An 18,540-nucleotide genomic window follows, 5' to 3' on the forward strand; every position below is an offset into this window, starting at 1 on the left:
ATGCGCCGACGCAACATTCAGAATCATGCTTCGTGCACCGCCCGACATCCCTCGGGAATCGCGAGGCGGAAGGACCAGTAGCGGCCGTGGCGGCCGGGCTGGTGCTCCGCAGCGAGAATGCGGACGCGGCCCTCAACATCCCATTTCGCGGAATCCCGGCGCACCACGCGGCCGACCTCGGAGCCATCGGGCGCGATAACGCGGATCGCCCAATCCCAAAAGCCGTCGCGCATTTGGCCGAGCGTGGGGTGGCCGAAGCAGACGGTCACCACTTCTGCCCCGTCGTCATCCGCCGGAGCGTCGGCAGGGCAGCCTACCGCCACAAGATCGCCCTCGACCTTGTCGAGTTCCTCTGCCGCCCGCGGCGGGCCTCTTGCCGGATCTGGAGATCTGATTTGAGCCCCGACTCCTTGCCGTATTGTACTGTCTCGGCCACGGTGGGCTCCATCGGGGTGCTGCCGGAGTTCCACGTTACGATGCGCTTTTGCTTGCGGATTGAGGCGCGGAGCGTCCTTCCATCGCCCGTCGTCGGCGTTGGTCCGAGATCGCTACCGGGCGAGTCGAATATCCCGATGCTTTGGTGAATTGAAGCAGGGTCGCATACGGCGGCATCTTTCGCGCGTGGCGGGGTCACGCGTGGAAGTGATTGACTACTCCCTCAAGATCCTTTGCCACGTACCGCAAGCGCACCGCTTCCTCCGAAGACCGTCGTGCCGCCTCGGCATTTTGTTGGGCTGTATGGGCTACATTCTCGATTTTCGAGGTAACGTCGTGAATCGTGGCGGTGCTCTTCAACAACGCCGCGCTGATCATTCGCATCGTCTCACCGGCTTGCACCACCGATTGTTCCACCGAAGTGTTCATGTTCTCGCCTTGCGAGATGTCCGCAGTGCCTCCGCACATTCGGCGATTGCTTTCGGCCACCTCATCGGCCACGGCATGACTGACACTTTGGACCCGTTTCACCATCGCAGCGATTTCTTGCGTGGAGCTGGCGGCGCGCTCGGCCAACTTGCGGACTTCGTCGGCGACGACCGCAAACCCCATTCCTTGCTCACCGGCCCGGGCGGCCTCGATCGCGGCATTCAGGGCCAGCAGGTTGGTTTGGTCCGCGACTTCCTTGATGACTACCAGCACGCGGCTGATGTCATCCGCCGTTCGCAGAAGCTCGGATACATGCTGTTCGGTTTGTGTCACCGTCTCCGCGGCGCTGCGCGTTACCGCAATAGCTTGGTCGGCGGCTTCTCGCGCCTTGATCGCATGCCGGCTCATCTCGTCCGCCGAAGCCGAGACCTCCTGAATCGCGGAAAGCACATTGCCGACTGCGGATAGCTGCGTTTCCGCGGCGGAGAGTGTGTCGCCGCTGATCGTGCTGATCTGTTCGCCCGAGCTGAGCAGCGTTGCGGACGCTTGACTTATCAGACTGATTGCCTCGAGCAGCAGATTGCGGAAGATCACGATGTTGGCGAGCAAATCGCCCATTTCGTCTTCATCGACGACATGCACTGCTTGACCGAGTCGCCCCTCGGCCATCCCCTTTACGACGTCCAGAGTGTGCCGAATCGATCTTTTGATTTTTCGAACGACGGTCCACGTGATCAGGACGCCCAGCGCACCGATTGTAAGGCTCGTTGCCATGGTGCGAGTGCGCCCCGACGATGCCTGCGTGCGCAGTTCGGTCATCAATTGACTTTCGGCCTTGTCCAGTCGCTTGATCTCGTCGAGCAAAATCTGACGAATCTGACGCCATTTGGGAGTCTCTTGCTCGTTGAGAAGGGTCTTTGCTTCGTCAGCCCGCCCGGCCTGGACCAGTTGGAGGACTTGGTCTTGGATGTTCTTTTGCTCATCGTGGAGCGCCATGATCCGGACCGGGAGACCGGTTTGGAATACGGATACATCCTGCTCTTGGGCCTCCAAAACCGCCCTTTGGAATTGTTCCAGCGCTGCTTCCCGATTCTTGTAGGCCTTGGGGTTGTGAGGATCGAGAATGATGTTGCGAAGGGCCTGCCCCATCTGGAGTCCCTGCGCGTACATGCGGTAAAAGTTCGATCGCCAGCGGCTATCCTGGGCAATGTACTTCTGATATGCGGCCTCAATAGCTCGGTTCGATTGCATACTTTGGAAAACGACGAAGACGAGTAAGCCGAGGATGAGGACCACGACGCCCGTCAAACGTGCGGAGATGGGCAAAGAGCGGAAGTATTGCCGAATTTTGGAAGCCGCAAACAGCCTCCGTCGTTGAGGCACGCCGTTGCGAAGGCTCCATGAGTTGTCCTGACGCATGAGGCGGTAGAGCTTTTCCGCTTCTTCGATTTCCTTCCGCTGCGGCTTAGTGCGAACGCTCGTGTATCCGCCCTCTTTCTGAGGCGTCACTGTGGCTAGAACCCAGTAATGATCACCGTTTTTGCGGCGATTCTTCACAAGACCGCACCACGGCCGGCCCCGCTTGATGGTTGCCCACAGGTCGCGGAAGGCCTCCGGCGGCATGTCGGGATGCCGTATGATGTTGTGGGGTTTGCCGATCAGCTCCTCAGGAGAGAAACCCGAAACCGTGGCAAAGTGATTGTTAACGTACGTTATGATGCCCTTGGGGTCCGTCCGCGAAATCAGAACCATATCGGCGGGAAAATCATATTCCACGCCGGTCACCGGCTGATTATTGCGCATGAAATCAGTCTCCGAACTGGGGCGAAGGTTGCCCGGGGGATCTCTCTCTGCCGCTTCCGAAACTCTCCGTACTGCGGTTGCGTGGTTGCGGGGCAAGGTTGGGCGTTGTATCCGATTCCGGACGCGGCGTATCGGCGCCTCATCAAATGTAGATCATGTTTTTTTCTAGGCAAATGCGGGATAATTCGAAGCAAGGTCCGTGGATTGCAAGACAGGGCTTGTAGCGTACAGCTCACCATTCCCCCAAGTTCGAGCCCCCGCTATCTCCGATATTCCCGCTGCCCAAGAGCAGCCCTCAGCGTGGACGGAAAGCCATCCGGCTACCCGCTTGCTTGGCCCCCTAACTTTCAAGCATGATGAAGGGACGTCACGATTTCCCGCTTTGAAAGCCGTCTCTAGGAGTTGTGGGGAGTGCTTTCCCGAGCGATTCCGCGCCATGCCCATTACCATGCTGAGCCTCTTGCCGACCCATCTCCCAAGTTCGACGGTACCCAGGGGCGCTCCCTATTTGTGGCGGACCGGTGATTCGGCTCGCCACTACCTAAGCATATTGATGGATACACGTGCGTTTCCGGCGTTCGTCGCGGTAGTCGTATCGCTCGCGGTCATGGTGCGATTCTCGCTCGCGGAGTCGTTCCCCGAGCGGAACCGCCAATGCCGAGGCCAAGCATTTGAAGCCGGAGGGAACGGGGCCGAGGGGGCGGCGCAGCCGTTGCAGCGCGTGGTTTGGGAAGGGGAGGAGATGGCCGCGCCGCTGCGGATCGTGTGCTACCACGCATCAGCGGAACACGCGACCGCGGCGTGTCGGCAAGCGGCTTCCCGCATCCGCGATCTGAATGCCGTTTTCAGCGATTATGAGGAAGACAGCGAGGCGCGGCGTCTGTGCGAAACGGCAGGCCGCGGTCAAGCGGTACCCGTCGGGCCCGACTTATGGGAGCTGCTGTCCCTCAGCTTGGAGATTTCGCGACAAAGCGACGGCGCGTTCGATGTGACGTTGGGGCCGCTGATCCGGCTGTGGCGCCGTACGCGGACCCTCGGAGAGCTGCCTCCCCCCCGGCGATTCGAGGAAGCCCGGCAAGCCGTGGGATTCGACAAGGTTCGCCTGGACGCGGCGGCTCGTACCGTGGAATTGACCGTGCCGGGAATGCGGCTGGATTTCGGAGCGATCGCCAAGGGTTATGCCGTGGACGCAGCCCTCCAGGTGTTGCGGGAGAACGGCGTCTCCCGCTCGCTGGTGGACTTGGGGGGCGACATCGGTTTGGGCGATCCGCCGCCCGGCCGCGAGGGCTGGGTCATCGCCGTCGCGCCGTTGGAACCGGACAAGCCGCCCCGCTTGTTCGCAACGTTGCGTAATTGCGGCACGGCGACGTCGGGCGATCGTTACCGATTCGTCATCATCGATGGAGTGCGATACTCGCACATTCTCGACCCGAAGACCGGCTTAGGCATCACGACGCCCCGCGAGGTCATGGTCATCGCCCCGACGGGAGCCGCCGCCGACGCCTGGGCCACCGCGATCAGCGTACTCGGGCCGGAGGCCGGCTTGCCCCTCATCGACACCTTGCAGGATACGGCCGCTTTGATCCTCCAGACGGAGCAAGAAAAGACGGCAGTCTATCGCTCCCGACGCTGGTCGGACCTGTCTCGTGAATCTCTCGCTTCCGCTGCGGAGGCGACGCCATGACCAAGACGATGGGGCGGCTCAGCGTCCTGGCGGCCGCCGTCTTGTGGAGTTCCAGCGGCATCTTCGCCAAGGCGGATTTCTTCGCCGACTGGCCGCAGGAATGGCGGGGGTTGATCTTCGCGTTCTGGCGGGCGTTCTTCGCGGCGTTGATCTTATTGCCGGGCGTGCGCGGCGCGCGGTTTCGGCCCCTTTTGGTGCCGATGGTGCTGTGCTTCGCCGGCATGAACGTGACCTTTCTGACCGCGATGGTACGCAGCACGGCCGCCAACGCCATTTGGCTACAGAACTTGGCCCCGTTCTGGGTCCTTCTGGCAACGCTGTTGATCTTTCGCGAACCCATGGATCGCAAGGACGCCTTGCCGCTGGTCTGCGCCGGCCTCGGCGTTTTGCTGATCCTGGGTTTCGAGCTGGGCAGCGGTACGACCGGCTCACGGGTCGGCGTCTTGTCCGGCATCCTATCCGGCGTCTTCTACGCCGGGGTGGTGGTGACGTTGCGGCAGCTCCGCGGCGAGAACGCCGTCTGGCTCACGGCGGTCAATCTCGGGGCGGCCGCGATCTTGTTGGTGCCGGTCGTGCTACGATTGGGTGTCGTGCCGGACGCCAAACAACTGCTTTGGCTGGCGGCCTTCGGCGGCCTGCAAATGGCAGCGCCTTATATCCTCTTGTCCCGCGGCTTGCGCGTCGTTTCCAGTCAGGAGGCCGTGGCGATTGCACTCACGGAACCCATCCTCAGCCCCGTCTGGGCCTTTTTGGTCTGGGGCGAGCGGCCAGCCTGGTGGACGTTGTCGGGCGCCGGCCTCATCCTGGCCGGGCTGTTTTTGCGGTACGTCGTTTGGGAGTTTCTTTCCGCGCGTCGGCGTTACCGTTCCACCGGCGGCGGGACCGGTGCAGCCGATCATGGTTCCCGAACCTCGGAGAATGCGTTGCGATAGACCCGCACCACCGGGGCATCCGCGGTATCGTGCGACGGCCAGCACACCGTGACGACGTCGAAGCGTTGAGAAAAGCCCTGCAAGTTCTTTTGCCGAGCGTAGGCCCGAGCGGCCCGGAGCAGGAAACGCCGCTTCTTTTCATCCACGCGCTCCCAGGCCGCGGCCGATTCTCCGAGGCGACTTTTGACTTCCACGAAGACCACGGTTTTTTCGTGCAGAGCGATGATATCCAGCTCGCCGCCGGCGATGCGGATATTCCGAAACAGGACGCGGTAGCCCAACGCTTCCAAGTGTGCGGCGGCCGCGATTTCGCCCCGCCGGCCCACCTCCAGGTGCGCGGACCGCGACTCTTGCGGTGACCGGGCCCTTCGGCCCCCGGTCTTAAACAACCGATCGCCCAGGCACGATCGCACTCGGCCGAGGAGACTCCCCACGCGCGAAAAAAAACGCGTTTGCCGGAAACGGAAGGACCGCAACCCGGCAAACGCGAAAGGAAGGGGCATTCTCAAATCCCTGGGAAGAGGCTTCCTCCTTCAGGATCGGTCATCAAGCTTTTTCCCTCCCCGATCGAGGGCGGGAAGCCCGGTGGAACTTCGCTTCGGCACGCCCGCTTTGGTACGCGGCGGAAATGGCCGGTCATGCACCAGCGTGCTTCTGGGCCTTGGCGGCCTGCTTGCGATACCAAGCGGCCTCTCGATTTTGCCGCTTTTTCATCTGATCGGGACGGCGCTCCCGCAGACGCACGGCTTTCCCGATGCGATCGCGGAGGTAGTACAACTTGGCCCGCCGGACGATGGCCGCCCGTTTGACCTCGATTTTGGCGATGAACGGCGAGTGCAAGGGGAACTTGCGTTCCACGCCTTCACCTTGAACGATGCGGCGGACCGTGAACATCTCTCGGGTACCCGATCCGCTGCGGGCGATCACGACGCCGTTGAAGACCTGAATACGCTCGTTATTTCCCTCGACGATCCGGCAGTGGACGTCGACCGTGTCGCCCACTTCGAAGTACGGTACTTCGCTTTTCAGGCACGGTTGCTCGACCGCTTCGATCAATTCCCGCTTATTCATGGCTACCTTCTCTCATCAAAACGCCGGATTCGTGCCTCGGCGCCGGACGGCGAATTTTGAATCCGACAAGCGTCCCGACTTTTCAACGATATTTGTTAGTCCGCCTCTCTCGTTCGGCTTTGCTCGTTCGTCTCCGCGTCACTATGTCCGAGTCCGTCGCTCACCTTCGCGGCTGAAGCATCCCGGATCGGAGTCTTCCGCCGCGCCGCCGTACGTTGTCTGCTGTCCTGCAAGCGCCACCTCGCGATGGCCGTATGGTTTCCGCTCAACAATACCGCCGGCACCTCCAGCCCACGGTAGCACCTCGGCCGGGTATACTGGGCGTGATCCAGCAACCGATCGGGGCCGGAAAAGGAATCTCGCTCGCAACTCTCTTCGTCGCCCAACACTCCGGGAATCAGGCGCGAGACGGCCTCGATGACGACCATGGCGGGCACTTCGCCGCCGCTCAGCACGTAATCGCCGATGGATATTTCATCGGGCCGCAAAATCTGCCGCACCCGTTCGTCGAATCCTTCATACCTCCCGCACAACAGCAACAAGCGTGGGTACCGAGCCAATTCCTCCACGACTTCCTGAACCAAGGGTCTTCCCTGCGGCGTCAGTAGGACCAAATGCCCGGCTTCGGATTGAGCCTGGACCGCCTCGACGCACTCGACCACCGGCGGCGCCATCAGCACCATGCCCGGCCCTCCGCCGAACGGCCGATCATCGATTTTGTGATGTTTCTTGTCGTGACTCCAATCGCGGATATTGTGGAGAACAACCCGAATCAACCCGCGATCGATCGCCTTGGCCAGGACGCTTTCCTCGAGAAAACCGCGGAACATTTCCGGGAAAAGCGTCAAGACGTCGATCCGCATATCCGTTCCGCTCAGTCGGTGGAATCCTCATCAGCGGTGTCGGAATCGGCATCTTCTGCGACTTGTTCGCGGAGGGCCTTGCGCTGCCCTGCCAGAGCCGCCGCCTGCTGTGCTGCCGCGCGGCGCATGGCGCGCTTCTGCTGCAATCGCTCGACGGCCTCTTTTTGCTGTTGCAGATGCGTCCCATTGGGGCCGTACTTTTTGATCAAGACGGCCACCTTTTCGCTGGGTAAGGCGCCGACGCCGAGCCAGTACTGAATCCTTTCGATATTCAACGTGACGCGAGCATCCGTCTCCGCAATCATCGGATCGTAGGTCCCCAACTCTTCGATGACCCGCCCGTCCCGCGGCGATCGAGCATCGGTAGCACAAATTCGGAAGAACGGGCGGTGCTTTCTGCCCATTTTCTTCATGCGGATGCGAACTGCCACGAAAATATCTCCTTTTGGAACTACTGGAATTCGTCGCTACGGTAACGCCCCGGCCCTCGTCTCGGCGATCCGCTCCTCGCGGGATATCGCCGTGGGGCCGAGCTATCCATCCGATGAACGGAGGTCGTCGCCGATTCGCCGGGCCGATGCGCTTGCCCGCCGCGGCTGCCCGCGGTGAGAATGTCCCCGCCGATTCGCCCGAAGCGAACCTCTATTCTGACGAATTGCGTCAAAACTTGCAATGACCGGAGGCGAGGCCGAAAGGGAAAAACCGCCTGTCGGGGACTGTACCCCAAACCAGGGAAGCTATTTTTTCTTTTTTTCGCGCTTCAGACGTCGCAACTCGCGCTCTCTTTGTTTCCGCAAGGCCGCCTTTTCGGCCGCCCCCAGTCTCTTGCCCGTACCCTTCTTTTGGCGGGATAGCAGCGACTCCGGGCTGCTCATCATTTGACGGGAGAGCTGTTGGATCATCTGGATGCGACCCCGGGCATTGAGGGATGCCATCTTGCGCATCATATCCGCGACCGGATCGTAGATTCGCGTCAGTTCGCTGACCTCGTGAGGGGGGACGCCTGCCCCGGCGGCAATCCGTCGGCGACGGCTAATATCGATGATATCCGGATTGCGGCGCTCCTCCGGAGTCATGGAGTCGATGATGCCGCGAATGCGTCGAATCGAGGCTGCGGCATCCACGTCATCGCTCTCCAAGGCTCCCAGGATTCCACTCATCCCGGGGAGCATGGCAAGCACATTCTGAATCGGCCCCAATCGGCTCGTCTGGTCCAGCAGGTTGCGAAAATCATCGAGCGTGAACTCGCCGGCCATGATCCGTTTTTGCTGCTCGACCATGGCCTCCTGATCGATCTTGCGGCGGGCTTGGTCGATCAGGCTCATCAAATCGCCTTGGCCCAGGATTCGGCCGGCAATTCGCTCGGGGTGGAACTCCTCCAAAGCATCGATTTGCTCGCCGGTCCCGATGAACTTGATGGGCACCCCGGTGACGTACTTCACCGAGAGCGCAGCCCCGCCGCGAGCATCCCCGTCCAGCTTGGTCAGAATGACGCCGTCGAGGGTCAAGGCCTCGTGGAAGGCTCGGGCGCTGCGGACGGCGTCTTGGCCGGTCATGGCATCCACGACCAGGTAGACCTGGTCGGGTCCGACCTTGCGGTCGATGGCCTCCAATTGCCGCATCAAATCCATATCCACGTGAAGGCGCCCCGCCGTGTCCAAGATGACGACGTTCGCCCCCGACTTCGGGGCCTGGGCTACGGCGAGGCGGCAGACCTCCACGGGATCGGAGGCCCCCGGCTCGACGTAAACCGGCACCCCCAACCGCTCGCCGAGGATCTGCAACTGTTCGATGGCGGCGGGACGCTGCAAGTCGGCCGCCACCAGCATGGGAGAGGCCCCTTTCGCTCGTAGCAGCCTCGCCAGCTTCGCGCAGGTTGTGGTTTTGCCCGAGCCTTGCAGCCCGCACAGCATCAACACGCTGCCGGACGGCTTGATCTTGATTTCGTGGTCGACCGGTCCCATCAGGGCCGTCAATTGTTCGTAAACGATGGCCAGCAATTGATGGGTCGGTCGCAACGACCGGGCGACGCGTTCGCCCTTGGCCTCCGCGGCCACTTTCTCGACGAAGGCTTTCACCACGGGAAGGCTGACGTCGGCGTCGAGCAGAGCTTGCTGGACAAGCTGCAAGCCTTCTCGCATGTTCGCTTCAGTCAACTTTCCCTGACCGGCGAGCGTCCGCAAGGCGTTGGAAAGCCCGACCTGCAATCTCTCGAACATATCAGCCTCTCAAGTTTGATTCGCCGAGGGCGGGAAGACGTACTCCCGAGCATCCCGGTCGGCGGTGCCGGCCCCCGGCACGCCGAGATTAACGAAATATTCACGGCCGGCATCCCGTCGGCGTATCCACCCGGCGTTGCCGTAGAGTAAGCGCCGGCGGCACCCGCCTTCGCACTCTGAGCGGGGAATTCCCTTCCCCTTGCTCCGAAGCCGCTTCAAGCGTAAGTTACACGCCCCGGGAGCAACCGATCGTATCGGACGATTCAGCTTTATCTTAGCGGAACATGGCGAAAAGTGGCAATCGAGCACAACGCGCGGCCGCTTGCGGCTCGGCAATGCCTCGGCCGGGCCATGCGTCTCAGGCATGCGTCCTCGCCCGTCGGGGAGTTGATTGGGGAAGGCGCGACCGCGAAATGTAGCAGTTGTCGAAATGTGGCAAGCGTCGAGATGTGGCAAGCGTCGAGATCTGGCAGCCGTCGTCGGGCGATGGTGCGGCGGTCAAGCAAGCTGCCGCCCATCTCGGGGATGGAAAATTCCGTTGCCCCTCGGCACTGCACCCTTGAACCTCCCGCGTGGCGGGCGTATAATCAAAATAATGAGACTGGTTCTCATTTTTTGCGTAGCGTGATTCTCGTAATAAAGCACCGTAATTTCGAATTGTTGCAGCCGAAGAGGACCCGGTTCCTTCCGATATCGACGTGACGCCGGGGAACCGGTTCCACAATCGGGGATTTCGGCATCCAAGCAGGGCCGGCAATTCCGGCAAGGGCTTTCCCATGATCCGTCCCAGTGAACGCTCGGCCGATCCGCAATTGTTGGAATCAGCGATGGTTCGGACCGCCGGGGAACCTTTGCCTCTGAATCGGCTACGGGCCGGGGATCGTGGTATCATTGTAGAGCTGCAAGCCAACGGTGACGCCGCTCATCGGTTGCAAGAGATCGGTCTGTGCAAAGGCAGGGAGATTCGTGTGTTTCGCCCCGGCAATCCCTGTATCGTGCACGTGGGAGGGAGCAAGCTGTGCCTGCGGGCCGACCATGTGCAGATTCTGGTGGAGCTGATCGATCCGGGCGTCGTTTCCGTTGGCGGGCGTCGGCATCGGCATCGCTGTAGGCACGGCCGCGGTTGTGCCGATTGATGCGACCGCGTGATGGACGTCATGCCTAGCGCTTTGTGAAATCCTCCGTTTTCCCGTTGAGCGTCATCCCGCCACACCCGCTTTTCCGCCCATGAGCGTCGCTTCCGAGAAACGCAGCATTACGGTCGCCCTTCTCGGGAATCCCAACACCGGCAAGTCCACCCTTTTCAGCGCTCTGGTGGGTATCTACCAGCGAGTGGGCAATTATCCCGGGGTAACCGTGGAGAAGCGCACGGGGCGGTTTCGCTACCAAGGTCGAAACTTCGAAGCCGTAGACCTCCCCGGCTTGTATAGCCTGGCCGTTCGCTCGCGTGATGAACTTGTGGCGGTTCAAGTATTGCTGGGCCAAGAAAAAGGCGTCCCGCCGGTCGACGTCATCGTCTGCGTGGTGGATGCTTCCAACTTGGAACGCAATCTTTACTTGGTCGGGCAAGTGTTGGGGTTGGGAATTCCCACCGTTGTCGCCCTGACGATGGTGGACGTAGCGCAACGCAGGGGCATTTCAATCGACACGGAGGCCCTGTCCCGGGCCTTGGGCGTGCCCGTCGTACCTGTTCAGGCGCATCTGTCGAAAGGATTGGAGGCTCTGGAAGAGGCGATCAGCCGCGTGGTGGAATCGCCGCCGGAACCTCGGTCGCCGGCCTTGCCGGACGTTCTTGTCGCCGAAACGGATCGACTTGCGGCGCGGCTTACGGAGAAGGGCTTGCTTGCCGCGATCTGCCCCGAGCGGGCCGTGACCCACGTGCACGATGTGGCCGAGGCGGCGTCGCCGTCGCAGGAAATGACGCCGGACGGCAACGGCTTCGCCGATCCATCAGCCGCCGCATCGGGCGGGGTTCGACCGGACTGGCAGACGCGGTTCTGGGTGGAGCGGCTCCTGCTGGACCAGAGCGGATTCTTGCAAAACCAATTCTTCGGCAAGGATGCCCCGGCTGCCGGGAGGCTCATCCAGGAAGCGCGGGCCGAGATCGCCGCCCGCGGGGTGCCGGTCTATGAAATCGAGGTTCAGAGCCGGTATCGGTGGGTCGCGGAAGTCCTGCGGGACGTCGTGACTTATCCGGAAGAGGATGAGAGTACGTTTACCGACCGGCTGGATGCGGTGCTCATGCACCGCTTTTGGGGAACGCTGATCTTCGCTTTGGTGATGACCGTCATGTTCCAGGCCGTTTTTCGAGCGGCCGAACCTTTCAGTCAAGCCATCGACTGGGGTGTGCAATCTTTGGCCGGCCTGGCTTCCCAAGCGATTCCACCCGGCGCCATGCACAGCCTGGTCGTGGACGGGGTGCTCAGCGGCGTCGGGGCGGTGCTCACGTTCGTCCCGCAAATCGCCATCCTCTTCGCCTTTATCGCCGTGCTGGAAGACTGCGGCTATATCGCGCGGTCCGCGTATCTCATGGACCGATTCATGGCGCGCATCGGGTTGAGCGGCAAATCGTTCATCCCCATGCTTTCGAGTTTCGCCTGTGCGGTCCCCGGCATCATGGCGACGCGGACCATCGAGAACGAGCGGGACCGCTTGACCACGATCTTGATCGCTCCGCTCATGACGTGCTCGGCCAGGCTGCCGGTCTACGGACTTCTGATCTACGTCTTCATCCCCGACCATCGCTATTTGTGGGGCATGGTGAGCCTGCGGGGACTCGTTTTGACGGGACTGTATGCCATTGGCATCGGTGTGGCCGTGGTGGTGGCCTTGCTCTTGAAACGCGTGTTCTTCCGCGGCGGTCCGCCCTCGTTCGTCCTCGAGTTGCCCGCCTACAAGTTTCCCTCGCCGCGGACGGTATTCCTGCGGGTCTGGGAGCGCGTGGTGGTCTTCGTCCGCAATGCCGGCACCTTGATCTTGGCGGTCTCCATCGTCGTTTGGGCGCTGCTCTATTACCCGCACAACGCCGAAATCGTGGAGGCCCCTTACGCGGCGGAACTCGCGCAGCTTCGGGAACGCCTCGATCACCTGCCGGCGGACGCGCCGGATCGCCAAAGTGTCCAAGCTCGCTTGGCCGAGTTGCAAAGCGAGATCCAAACGGCTTACCAACGGCAAAGCTGGATGGGGCGGCTGGGCCGGTTGATGGAGCCCGTCTTTCGCCCGCTGGGCTGGGACTGGCGGATTGGGACGGCGGTCGTCGCCTCTTTCCCGGCGCGAGAGGTGGTCGTCGCCACGCTTGGAGTGATGTTCAACTTGGGCGGATCCGAAAGCGATCCGGACGCGGCGTCCGAACAGAGGGAGGTAGAGCTGCACGCCCGGCTTCAGTCCGCCGTTTGGGAGGGAACCGATCGCCCGGTCTTCAACATACCGGTCGCCCTTTCCATCATGGTCTTTTTCGCTTTGTGCGCGCAATGCGCGGCCACTCTGGCAGTCATCCGGCGAGAAACCAACAGCCTCTTCTGGCCGATCTTCACGTTCACCTACATGACCACACTTGCGTACTTTGGTGCGCTTGTCACCTACCAGGTCGGGTTTAGAATTCTAGGTGGATAGGTTTACTCCGGCACGGGCAAGGGAGTCGACGAAAGGTGGCGCCGACGTCCGTTGCGGCCTCGTCCGGGTTTCCCTTGGCTACAAAAGCGTGCTTCATCAACCGGTAAAACGCTTATGTCCATCGCGTGGCAAGACATCTCCGCGTGGATCACGGTTGCCGTAGCCGTCGCGTACTTGGTGCGGCATTTCCGGTCTCTCCGGAATGTGTCCGAAGAGACTCCCACCTGCGCGGGCTGCACGCATTGCCCGCTCGGCTCGGCGATTCGGCCGCGGACTCGCGTATCCGTTTGACTTACGCGGGTGCGTTCGAGCGCCGTCTCGGCCGGTTAGGCTAGGCGGGGGCTCGTCCTTGCATGCATCGAGAAATGAGCAGAGCTATTTCCATGGCCTGCTCGTAATTCAAGCGCGGATCGACTTGACTTTGGTACGCGCGGCTCAAATCGGCCTCGGTCGTGCCCCGCGCCCCGCCGACGCATTCCGTAACGTCCTCGCCGGACAGTTCGAAGTGTACCCCGTTGAGCCTGCCGCCCATCGCTTGGTGGATCGAGAAGGCTTGCACAACCTCGCGTAGGATGTCGTCGAAACGCCGCGTCTTCAGTCCGTTGCCGAGAGAAATCGTGTTGCCGTGCATGGGGTCGCAGGACCATACCACGCGGCGCTCATGCCGCTTCAGGATTTCGATGAGCTGGGGCAGACGGCTCGCGATCCGATCGGCGCCGAAGCGATGGATGATGGTCAACTTTCCCGGGGCGTTGTCGGGATTCAAGACGCGGGTCAATTCCAGCAATTCGTCCGGTTCGCACCGCGCCCCGATCTTGACCGCGACGGGGTTGGCGATACCGCGAAAGAACTCGACGTGACCGCCTCCGATCTCCCGCGTGCGGTCGCCGATCCAGGGAAAGTGCGTGGACAAGTCGTACCAACCGGGGCGTCGCGGCACGCGGCGCGTTTGCGCCTGCTCGTACCAGAGATTCAGCCCTTCGTGGCTGGTGAAGAATTCCGCCCGTCCCAGTTCCGCCAAGGGACGTTCCTCCACGGCCTCCAGGAAGCTGACCGCCCGGCCGATCGCCTTCAACATGCGTCGATATTCGTGCGATCGCGACGAGACATCGACGAAGCGAAGGTCCCAAAACTCGGGATGCCGCAAATCGGCGAATCCCCCCTGGACCAGCGACCGCACGAAGTTGAGCGTCAGCGCGGCGTGCAGATACGCCCGAATCATCAATTCCGGGTCCGGCGTTCGCGCCGCCGGCGAGAATTCCGGCCGGTTGATCATCGCGCCGCGATAGGCCGGCAGCGTCACCCCGTCGCGAGTTTCCACCAACTGCGAACGGGGTTTCGCGTACTGGCCTGCCATCCGGCCCACGCGAATGATTCGCGTCTTTCCGCCGAACGTGAGGATCAGGCTCATCTTGAGCAAGATCTTGAGTTTGTTGGCAATGATGCTCGAGCAGCAATCCTCGAAGGTCTCGGCGCAGTCTCCGCCCTGCAACAGGAACCTCTCGCCGCGCGCGGCCTCCGCCAACTGCGATTTGAGCGTCTCGATTTCCCAACTCGTTACCAGCGGCGGAAATCGGGATAGCCGCCGAACCGCATCGTCCAACTGATTGCGATCGGGATAGTCGATGGGTTGCGTCAACGGTTTTCGCTGCCAACCGGCGGGACTCCACTCGTCACTCATTTCCCAATATCCCCTTTGCTACGGGCGGCTCTGCCGCCGCCGGTGTTCTTTTCGGCCGCGGTCGCAACCAAGGCGATTGCCCACGGCCCCGGAATTCCGTTATGATCTAATTTCCCCGGCAAGCAAAGTCGGTCCTCGAAGGGGAAGCGACCGCCGCCATAGCCCGCCGTCGCCGGTCTCGGGAGGGAGACGATGAAACTCAAACAAATTTCGCTATTCTTGGAAAACAAGCCGGGCCACCTCAGCGCGGTTTGTCGGTTGCTCGCCGAAAAGAACATCAATATTCTCACCTTGTCTTTGGCGGATACCGAGCAATTCGGCATTCTTCGCCTGATCGTCGAGGATTGGGTCGGGACGAAGGAGGTCCTGGAACGTGCCGGCAACGTCGTGACCGTCACCGACGTGGTCGCGACCGAGGTGGAAGATCGTCCCGGCGGTCTGGCCGAGTTGCTGGCCGTCGTGCAAGAGGCGGGCATCAACATCGAGTATATGTACGCTTTCACGTTTCGTTCAGGCGGAAGGGCGATCATGATCTTTCGCTTCGACGAGCCGGACGCGGCCATTGCGGCCCTGCAACGCCGCGGATTCAATGTGCTCCAAGGCGTGGATCTATTCGAGCGGGCGAAAGCGTGATCCGCGGTTCTATCGTGAGGACGCCGCGTCGCGGAAAGTTCGGGCACACGCCCGGTTCAGCGTGTCGGCGGCGGAGACCGTCCCACACCGCCGCGGTCCCCGTGCTCTCGACGCATTGGCCGCCAAAGCGATCCAAGTCGGCGGCGGAGACCGTCCCACACCGCCGCGGTCCCCCCCGGCCGCTCTCCCTGAAAACGAGGCCAAGGTCGGTCTATGGATGCCGCACCCATCGACAATCTGATTTGGAACCGCGCGGAGACGCTCCCCCGGGAGGAATTGAGGGCCTTGCAACTTGCCCGGTTGCGGGAATGCGTGCGGCGCGTCGCGGAGGTGCCTTTCTATCGGCAGGCTTTTGCCCGATCACGCCTCGACCCCGACGACATCCGTGATCCGGCGGACGTCCGCCGCTTGCCCTTCACGACCAAGGCCGATCTTCGCGACCACTATCCGTTGGGTTTTCTGGCCGTCGATCGGTCGCGGGTCGTGCGCTATCACGGCTCGTCGGGTACGACGGGGCAACCCACGTTTGTGGCCTACACGGCTCAAGACCGCGCCATCTGGGGCGACCTCTGCGCGCGATTCCTTGTCGCGGGAGGGCTGCGACCGCACCACACGGTGCAAATCGCATTCGGCTATGGGCTGTTTACGGGCGGATTCGGTTTGCACTACGGAGTGGAAACCGTGGGGGCGGCTGTCATCCCGGCTGCCTCCGGCAACACCCGTCGGCAGGTGCTGCTCCTCAAAGACCTCCGGCCCGACGTCTTGATTTGCACGCCCAGCTATGCTCTGACGATCGCCGAAGAGCTGGAAAACCAAAACGTCGATCCGGCCGCGCTGCCTCTCAAGTTCGGGCATTTCGGCGGAGAACCGTGGACGGAGGCCATGCGGCGCGAGATCGAGAAGCGGCTGGGCATCACGGCGTTCAACAATTACGGCCTGAGCGAGGCCATCGGCCCGGGGGTCAGCGGCGAGTGTTACCTGCGCTCCGGGATGCACATTCAAGAGGACCATTTTCTCGTCGAGTGCATCGACCCGGAAACGCTCGAACCGACGCCGCCGGGCAGCCCCGGTGAGCTGGTCATCACCACCTTGACGCGAGAGGCCATGCCCCTTCTCCGCTATCGCACGCGGGACCTCACCATACTGGATGATATGCCGTGCCCGTGCGGTCGAACCGGTATCAGGATGGCGCGCGTCCGTGGAAGGACGGACGACATGCTGATCATTCGCGGCGTGAACGTCTTTCCCTCGCAGATCGAGGAGGCCCTGCTGAAAGTGGAGGGGACGACGCCGCACTACCAAATCGAGGTGGATCGGCCCACGCACCAGGATCAAGTCACCGTTCACGTCGAAGTCACCGCGGATCGATTCTCGGACAAGATGAGTGAGATGCAACGCTTGCGCGACGCCATCGTCGCGGAGATTCACAGTGTGACCGGCCTGCATATGCGAGTCAATCTGGTCGGTCCGCGCATGCTCCAGCGATTCGAAGGCAAGGCGGCTCGCGTCGTGGACCGGCGCAAACTGATCGACGATTGATCGGCGGCATCCTCTCCGCGGCCGCGGACGGCGGCTCCCCAGACATGCCGAACAACGAGGCTTCCCCATGACCTACGCGATCGTTTTCATCACGGTGTATTTGCTTCTGATGATCGGTGTCGGTTGGTGGGGGCTGAGGAAGACGCGAACCCTCAACGATTTCTTTCTAGGCAATCGGGCGATCGGCCCCTGGGTTTCCGCCCTGGCCTACGGCACCAGCTATTTCTCCGCCGTTCTGTTCATCGGTTTCGCCGGAAAGCTCGGCTGGGGATTCGGCCTGAAGAGCCTTTGGATCGCCGTGGGAAACGCCTTCATCGGCTCGCTTGCCGCCTGGTTGATCCTCGGTTCGAGAACGCGCGTGATGACGCAGCGGCTCAACGTCATGACGATGCCGGAATTCTTTCATGCGAGATACGAGTCTCCGGGCCTCAAGATCTTCGCCGCCCTGCTGATCTTCATCTTTCTTCTTCCGTACTCCGCGTCCGTCTACAAAGGGCTCGGCCACCTCTTCGAGGTCCAGTTTCACATCCCGTACGAATGGGCCATCCTCGCCATGACCGCCGTGACCGGAGTCTATCTCGTTCTCGGCGGGTATTTTGCGATTACGCTGACCGACTTCATTCAGGGAATCATCATGCTGGGCGGGGCCGTGGCGATGACGGTCGTCTTGCTCAACCAAGCCGGCGGCCCGATTCCGGCTTGGGAAGCCGCGGCCGCCAACTATGCACGGCACATTCCGCCCGAAAATCAGCCCCCGACCTATCTCTTGGTGTCCCTCGTGCTGATGACGTCCTTCGGCGTCTGGGGCCTGCCGCAGATGGTGCAAAAGTTTTACTCTATCAAGGACGCCCGCCAAATCGGCCGAGCGGCCGTCGTGACGACGGTCTTTGCGCTGCTGATCGGGGGCTGCGCCTACCTGACGGGATCGCTTTCGCACGTATTCGTCGAGCGTCTTCCCGAGGGACCCAACCCCTTCGACCGATTGATTCCCGACTTGCTCTCTCGGCAATTGCCGGCGGGTTTGATGGCTTTGATCCTGTTGTTGGTTCTCTCCGCCTCGATGTCGACGCTTTCCTCGCTGATCTTGGTTTCGTCCTCGGCGATCGCCATCGACTTGTATAAGGGGTACCTGGCCCCGGCGGCTTCCAACCGGCGATCGCTCGCCCTCATGCGGTTCTTGAGTGGGATTTTCGTGGTGCTGTCGTATTTCATCGCTCGACAAGAGAACGCCGTGATCGTGACTTTGATGTCGCTCTCGTGGGGTTCCGTGGCGGGAGCCTTCTTGGCTCCCTATTTGTACGGCCTATATTGGCGGCGAGGCACGGCAAGCGCCGCCTGGATTTGCATGGCGGTCGGTGTCGGGCTTGCCAACATCCTCTTCCTGTGGTGGGGCGAGCGTCTTGTCCCCGTGGCGTCGGTCACCGCGATGGCGGTGCCCTTGCTGCTGTTTCCGTTGATCAGTGTTTATACTCGCCCGCCGTCCCAAGCCGCCTTACGTCGGGCCTTTCAAGAGGAGTCACCGGAGGAATCCGAGGGCGTCCTGGATGATCCGGCCGGTTTGGCGGAAATCGCCGCCGCCAAATGAGAAGATGGCGGGAAAGACGCGGCTCGCCGGCGTTCGGAGTTGCGGCGAGGGGCG

14 protein-coding genes and 1 pseudogene are annotated in these 18,540 nt (G+C 61.8%); 7 read left to right on the top strand and 8 right to left on the bottom strand.

What is annotated here, in order from left to right; translation table 11 throughout:
- Positions 1–23: 23 nt before the first annotated feature.
- Positions 24–323: a hypothetical protein gene (locus tag ACZ5B4_RS16345; RefSeq protein WP_464912298.1), complete on the bottom strand. Its 300-nt coding sequence runs from the start codon at positions 321–323 to the stop codon at positions 24–26.
- 307 nt (positions 324–630) lie between these two features.
- Positions 631–2,667 (bottom strand): methyl-accepting chemotaxis protein, encoded by a 2,037-nt coding sequence (locus ACZ5B4_RS16350; protein ID WP_464912299.1) that lies wholly within the window; start codon positions 2,665–2,667, stop codon positions 631–633.
- 436 nt (positions 2,668–3,103) lie between these two features.
- On the opposite strand from ACZ5B4_RS16350, the gene ACZ5B4_RS16355 reads away from it, so the two are divergent.
- Together ACZ5B4_RS16355 and ACZ5B4_RS16360 are read left to right on the top strand one after the other, a co-directional pair.
- Positions 3,104–4,351 (top strand): FAD:protein FMN transferase, encoded by a 1,248-nt coding sequence (locus ACZ5B4_RS16355; protein ID WP_464912300.1) that lies wholly within the window; start codon positions 3,104–3,106, stop codon positions 4,349–4,351.
- Positions 4,348–5,283 (top strand): DMT family transporter, encoded by a 936-nt coding sequence (locus ACZ5B4_RS16360; RefSeq protein ID WP_464912301.1) that lies wholly within the window; start codon positions 4,348–4,350, stop codon positions 5,281–5,283. Before ACZ5B4_RS16355 ends, ACZ5B4_RS16360 begins: the two co-directional genes overlap by 4 nt.
- On the opposite strand, the gene ACZ5B4_RS16365 is transcribed toward ACZ5B4_RS16360, so the two are convergent.
- The 5 genes and pseudogenes from ACZ5B4_RS16365 to ffh form a co-directional block, all read right to left on the bottom strand.
- Positions 5,247–5,696 (bottom strand): YraN family protein, encoded by a 450-nt coding sequence (locus ACZ5B4_RS16365; RefSeq protein WP_464912302.1) that lies wholly within the window; start codon positions 5,694–5,696, stop codon positions 5,247–5,249. The two genes, ACZ5B4_RS16360 and ACZ5B4_RS16365, sit on opposite strands and share 37 nt — an antisense overlap.
- A gap of 310 nt (positions 5,697–6,006) precedes the next feature.
- A pseudogene (gene rplS / locus ACZ5B4_RS16370) lies at positions 6,007–6,354 on the bottom strand (50S ribosomal protein L19); the annotation flags it as partial.
- A gap of 95 nt (positions 6,355–6,449) precedes the next feature.
- Positions 6,450–7,217: a tRNA (guanosine(37)-N1)-methyltransferase TrmD gene (gene trmD, locus ACZ5B4_RS16375; protein WP_464912303.1), complete on the bottom strand. Its 768-nt coding sequence runs from the start codon at positions 7,215–7,217 to the stop codon at positions 6,450–6,452.
- A gap of 11 nt (positions 7,218–7,228) precedes the next feature.
- A complete protein-coding gene (rpsP, locus tag ACZ5B4_RS16380) occupies positions 7,229–7,648 on the bottom strand; it encodes a 30S ribosomal protein S16 (protein ID WP_464912304.1) in 420 nt (139 codons plus the stop codon).
- A gap of 306 nt (positions 7,649–7,954) precedes the next feature.
- A complete protein-coding gene (gene ffh / locus ACZ5B4_RS16385; protein ID WP_464912305.1) occupies positions 7,955–9,436 on the bottom strand; it encodes a signal recognition particle protein in 1,482 nt (493 codons plus the stop codon).
- Between the two features lie 776 nt (positions 9,437–10,212).
- Here ffh and ACZ5B4_RS16390 point away from each other — a divergent pair.
- A complete protein-coding gene (locus tag ACZ5B4_RS16390; protein ID WP_464912306.1) occupies positions 10,213–10,572 on the top strand; it encodes a FeoA family protein in 360 nt (119 codons plus the stop codon).
- Positions 10,573–10,663: 91 nt separating this feature from the next.
- Complete coding sequence (gene feoB, locus ACZ5B4_RS16395) at positions 10,664–13,048, top strand: ferrous iron transport protein B (protein WP_464912307.1); 2,385 nt, start codon at positions 10,664–10,666, stop codon at positions 13,046–13,048.
- 331 nt (positions 13,049–13,379) lie between these two features.
- Here feoB and ACZ5B4_RS16400 read toward each other — a convergent pair whose 3' ends face one another.
- Positions 13,380–14,729, bottom strand: coding sequence for a 3-deoxy-7-phosphoheptulonate synthase class II (locus tag ACZ5B4_RS16400; protein WP_464912308.1), 1,350 nt, complete (start codon positions 14,727–14,729; stop codon positions 13,380–13,382).
- 192 nt (positions 14,730–14,921) lie between these two features.
- Here ACZ5B4_RS16400 and ACZ5B4_RS16405 point away from each other — a divergent pair, with 192 nt between their 5' ends.
- The 3 genes from ACZ5B4_RS16405 (at position 14,922) to ACZ5B4_RS16415 (ending at position 18,486) form a co-directional block, all read left to right on the top strand.
- Positions 14,922–15,362 carry an ACT domain-containing protein gene (locus ACZ5B4_RS16405; RefSeq protein ID WP_464912309.1) on the top strand — a complete coding sequence of 147 codons (441 nt, stop codon included), beginning with the start codon at positions 14,922–14,924 and terminating at the stop codon, positions 15,360–15,362.
- 213 nt (positions 15,363–15,575) lie between these two features.
- Positions 15,576–16,901, top strand: coding sequence for a phenylacetate--CoA ligase family protein (locus ACZ5B4_RS16410; protein ID WP_464912310.1), 1,326 nt, complete (start codon positions 15,576–15,578; stop codon positions 16,899–16,901).
- Positions 16,902–16,968: 67 nt separating this feature from the next.
- A complete protein-coding gene (locus ACZ5B4_RS16415; RefSeq protein ID WP_464912311.1) occupies positions 16,969–18,486 on the top strand; it encodes a sodium:solute symporter family protein in 1,518 nt (505 codons plus the stop codon).
- The last annotated feature ends 54 nt before the right edge of the window (positions 18,487–18,540 follow it).

This window comes from Thermogutta hypogea, from assembly GCF_055386265.1.

Coding starts and splice junctions, on each gene's coding strand:
- ACZ5B4_RS16350 (WP_464912299.1), bottom strand. CDS start 2,667: ATGCGCAATAATCAGCCGGTGACCGGCGTGGAATATGATTTTCCCGCC.
- ACZ5B4_RS16355 (WP_464912300.1), top strand. CDS start 3,104: ATGCCCATTACCATGCTGAGCCTCTTGCCGACCCATCTCCCAAGTTCG.
- ACZ5B4_RS16360 (WP_464912301.1), top strand. CDS start 4,348: ATGACCAAGACGATGGGGCGGCTCAGCGTCCTGGCGGCCGCCGTCTTG.
- trmD (WP_464912303.1), bottom strand. CDS start 7,217: ATGCGGATCGACGTCTTGACGCTTTTCCCGGAAATGTTCCGCGGTTTT.
- ffh (WP_464912305.1), bottom strand. CDS start 9,436: ATGTTCGAGAGATTGCAGGTCGGGCTTTCCAACGCCTTGCGGACGCTC.
- ACZ5B4_RS16390 (WP_464912306.1), top strand. CDS start 10,213: ATGATCCGTCCCAGTGAACGCTCGGCCGATCCGCAATTGTTGGAATCA.
- feoB (WP_464912307.1), top strand. CDS start 10,664: ATGAGCGTCGCTTCCGAGAAACGCAGCATTACGGTCGCCCTTCTCGGG.
- ACZ5B4_RS16400 (WP_464912308.1), bottom strand. CDS start 14,729: ATGAGTGACGAGTGGAGTCCCGCCGGTTGGCAGCGAAAACCGTTGACG.
- ACZ5B4_RS16405 (WP_464912309.1), top strand. CDS start 14,922: ATGAAACTCAAACAAATTTCGCTATTCTTGGAAAACAAGCCGGGCCAC.
- ACZ5B4_RS16410 (WP_464912310.1), top strand. CDS start 15,576: ATGGATGCCGCACCCATCGACAATCTGATTTGGAACCGCGCGGAGACG.
- ACZ5B4_RS16415 (WP_464912311.1), top strand. CDS start 16,969: ATGACCTACGCGATCGTTTTCATCACGGTGTATTTGCTTCTGATGATC.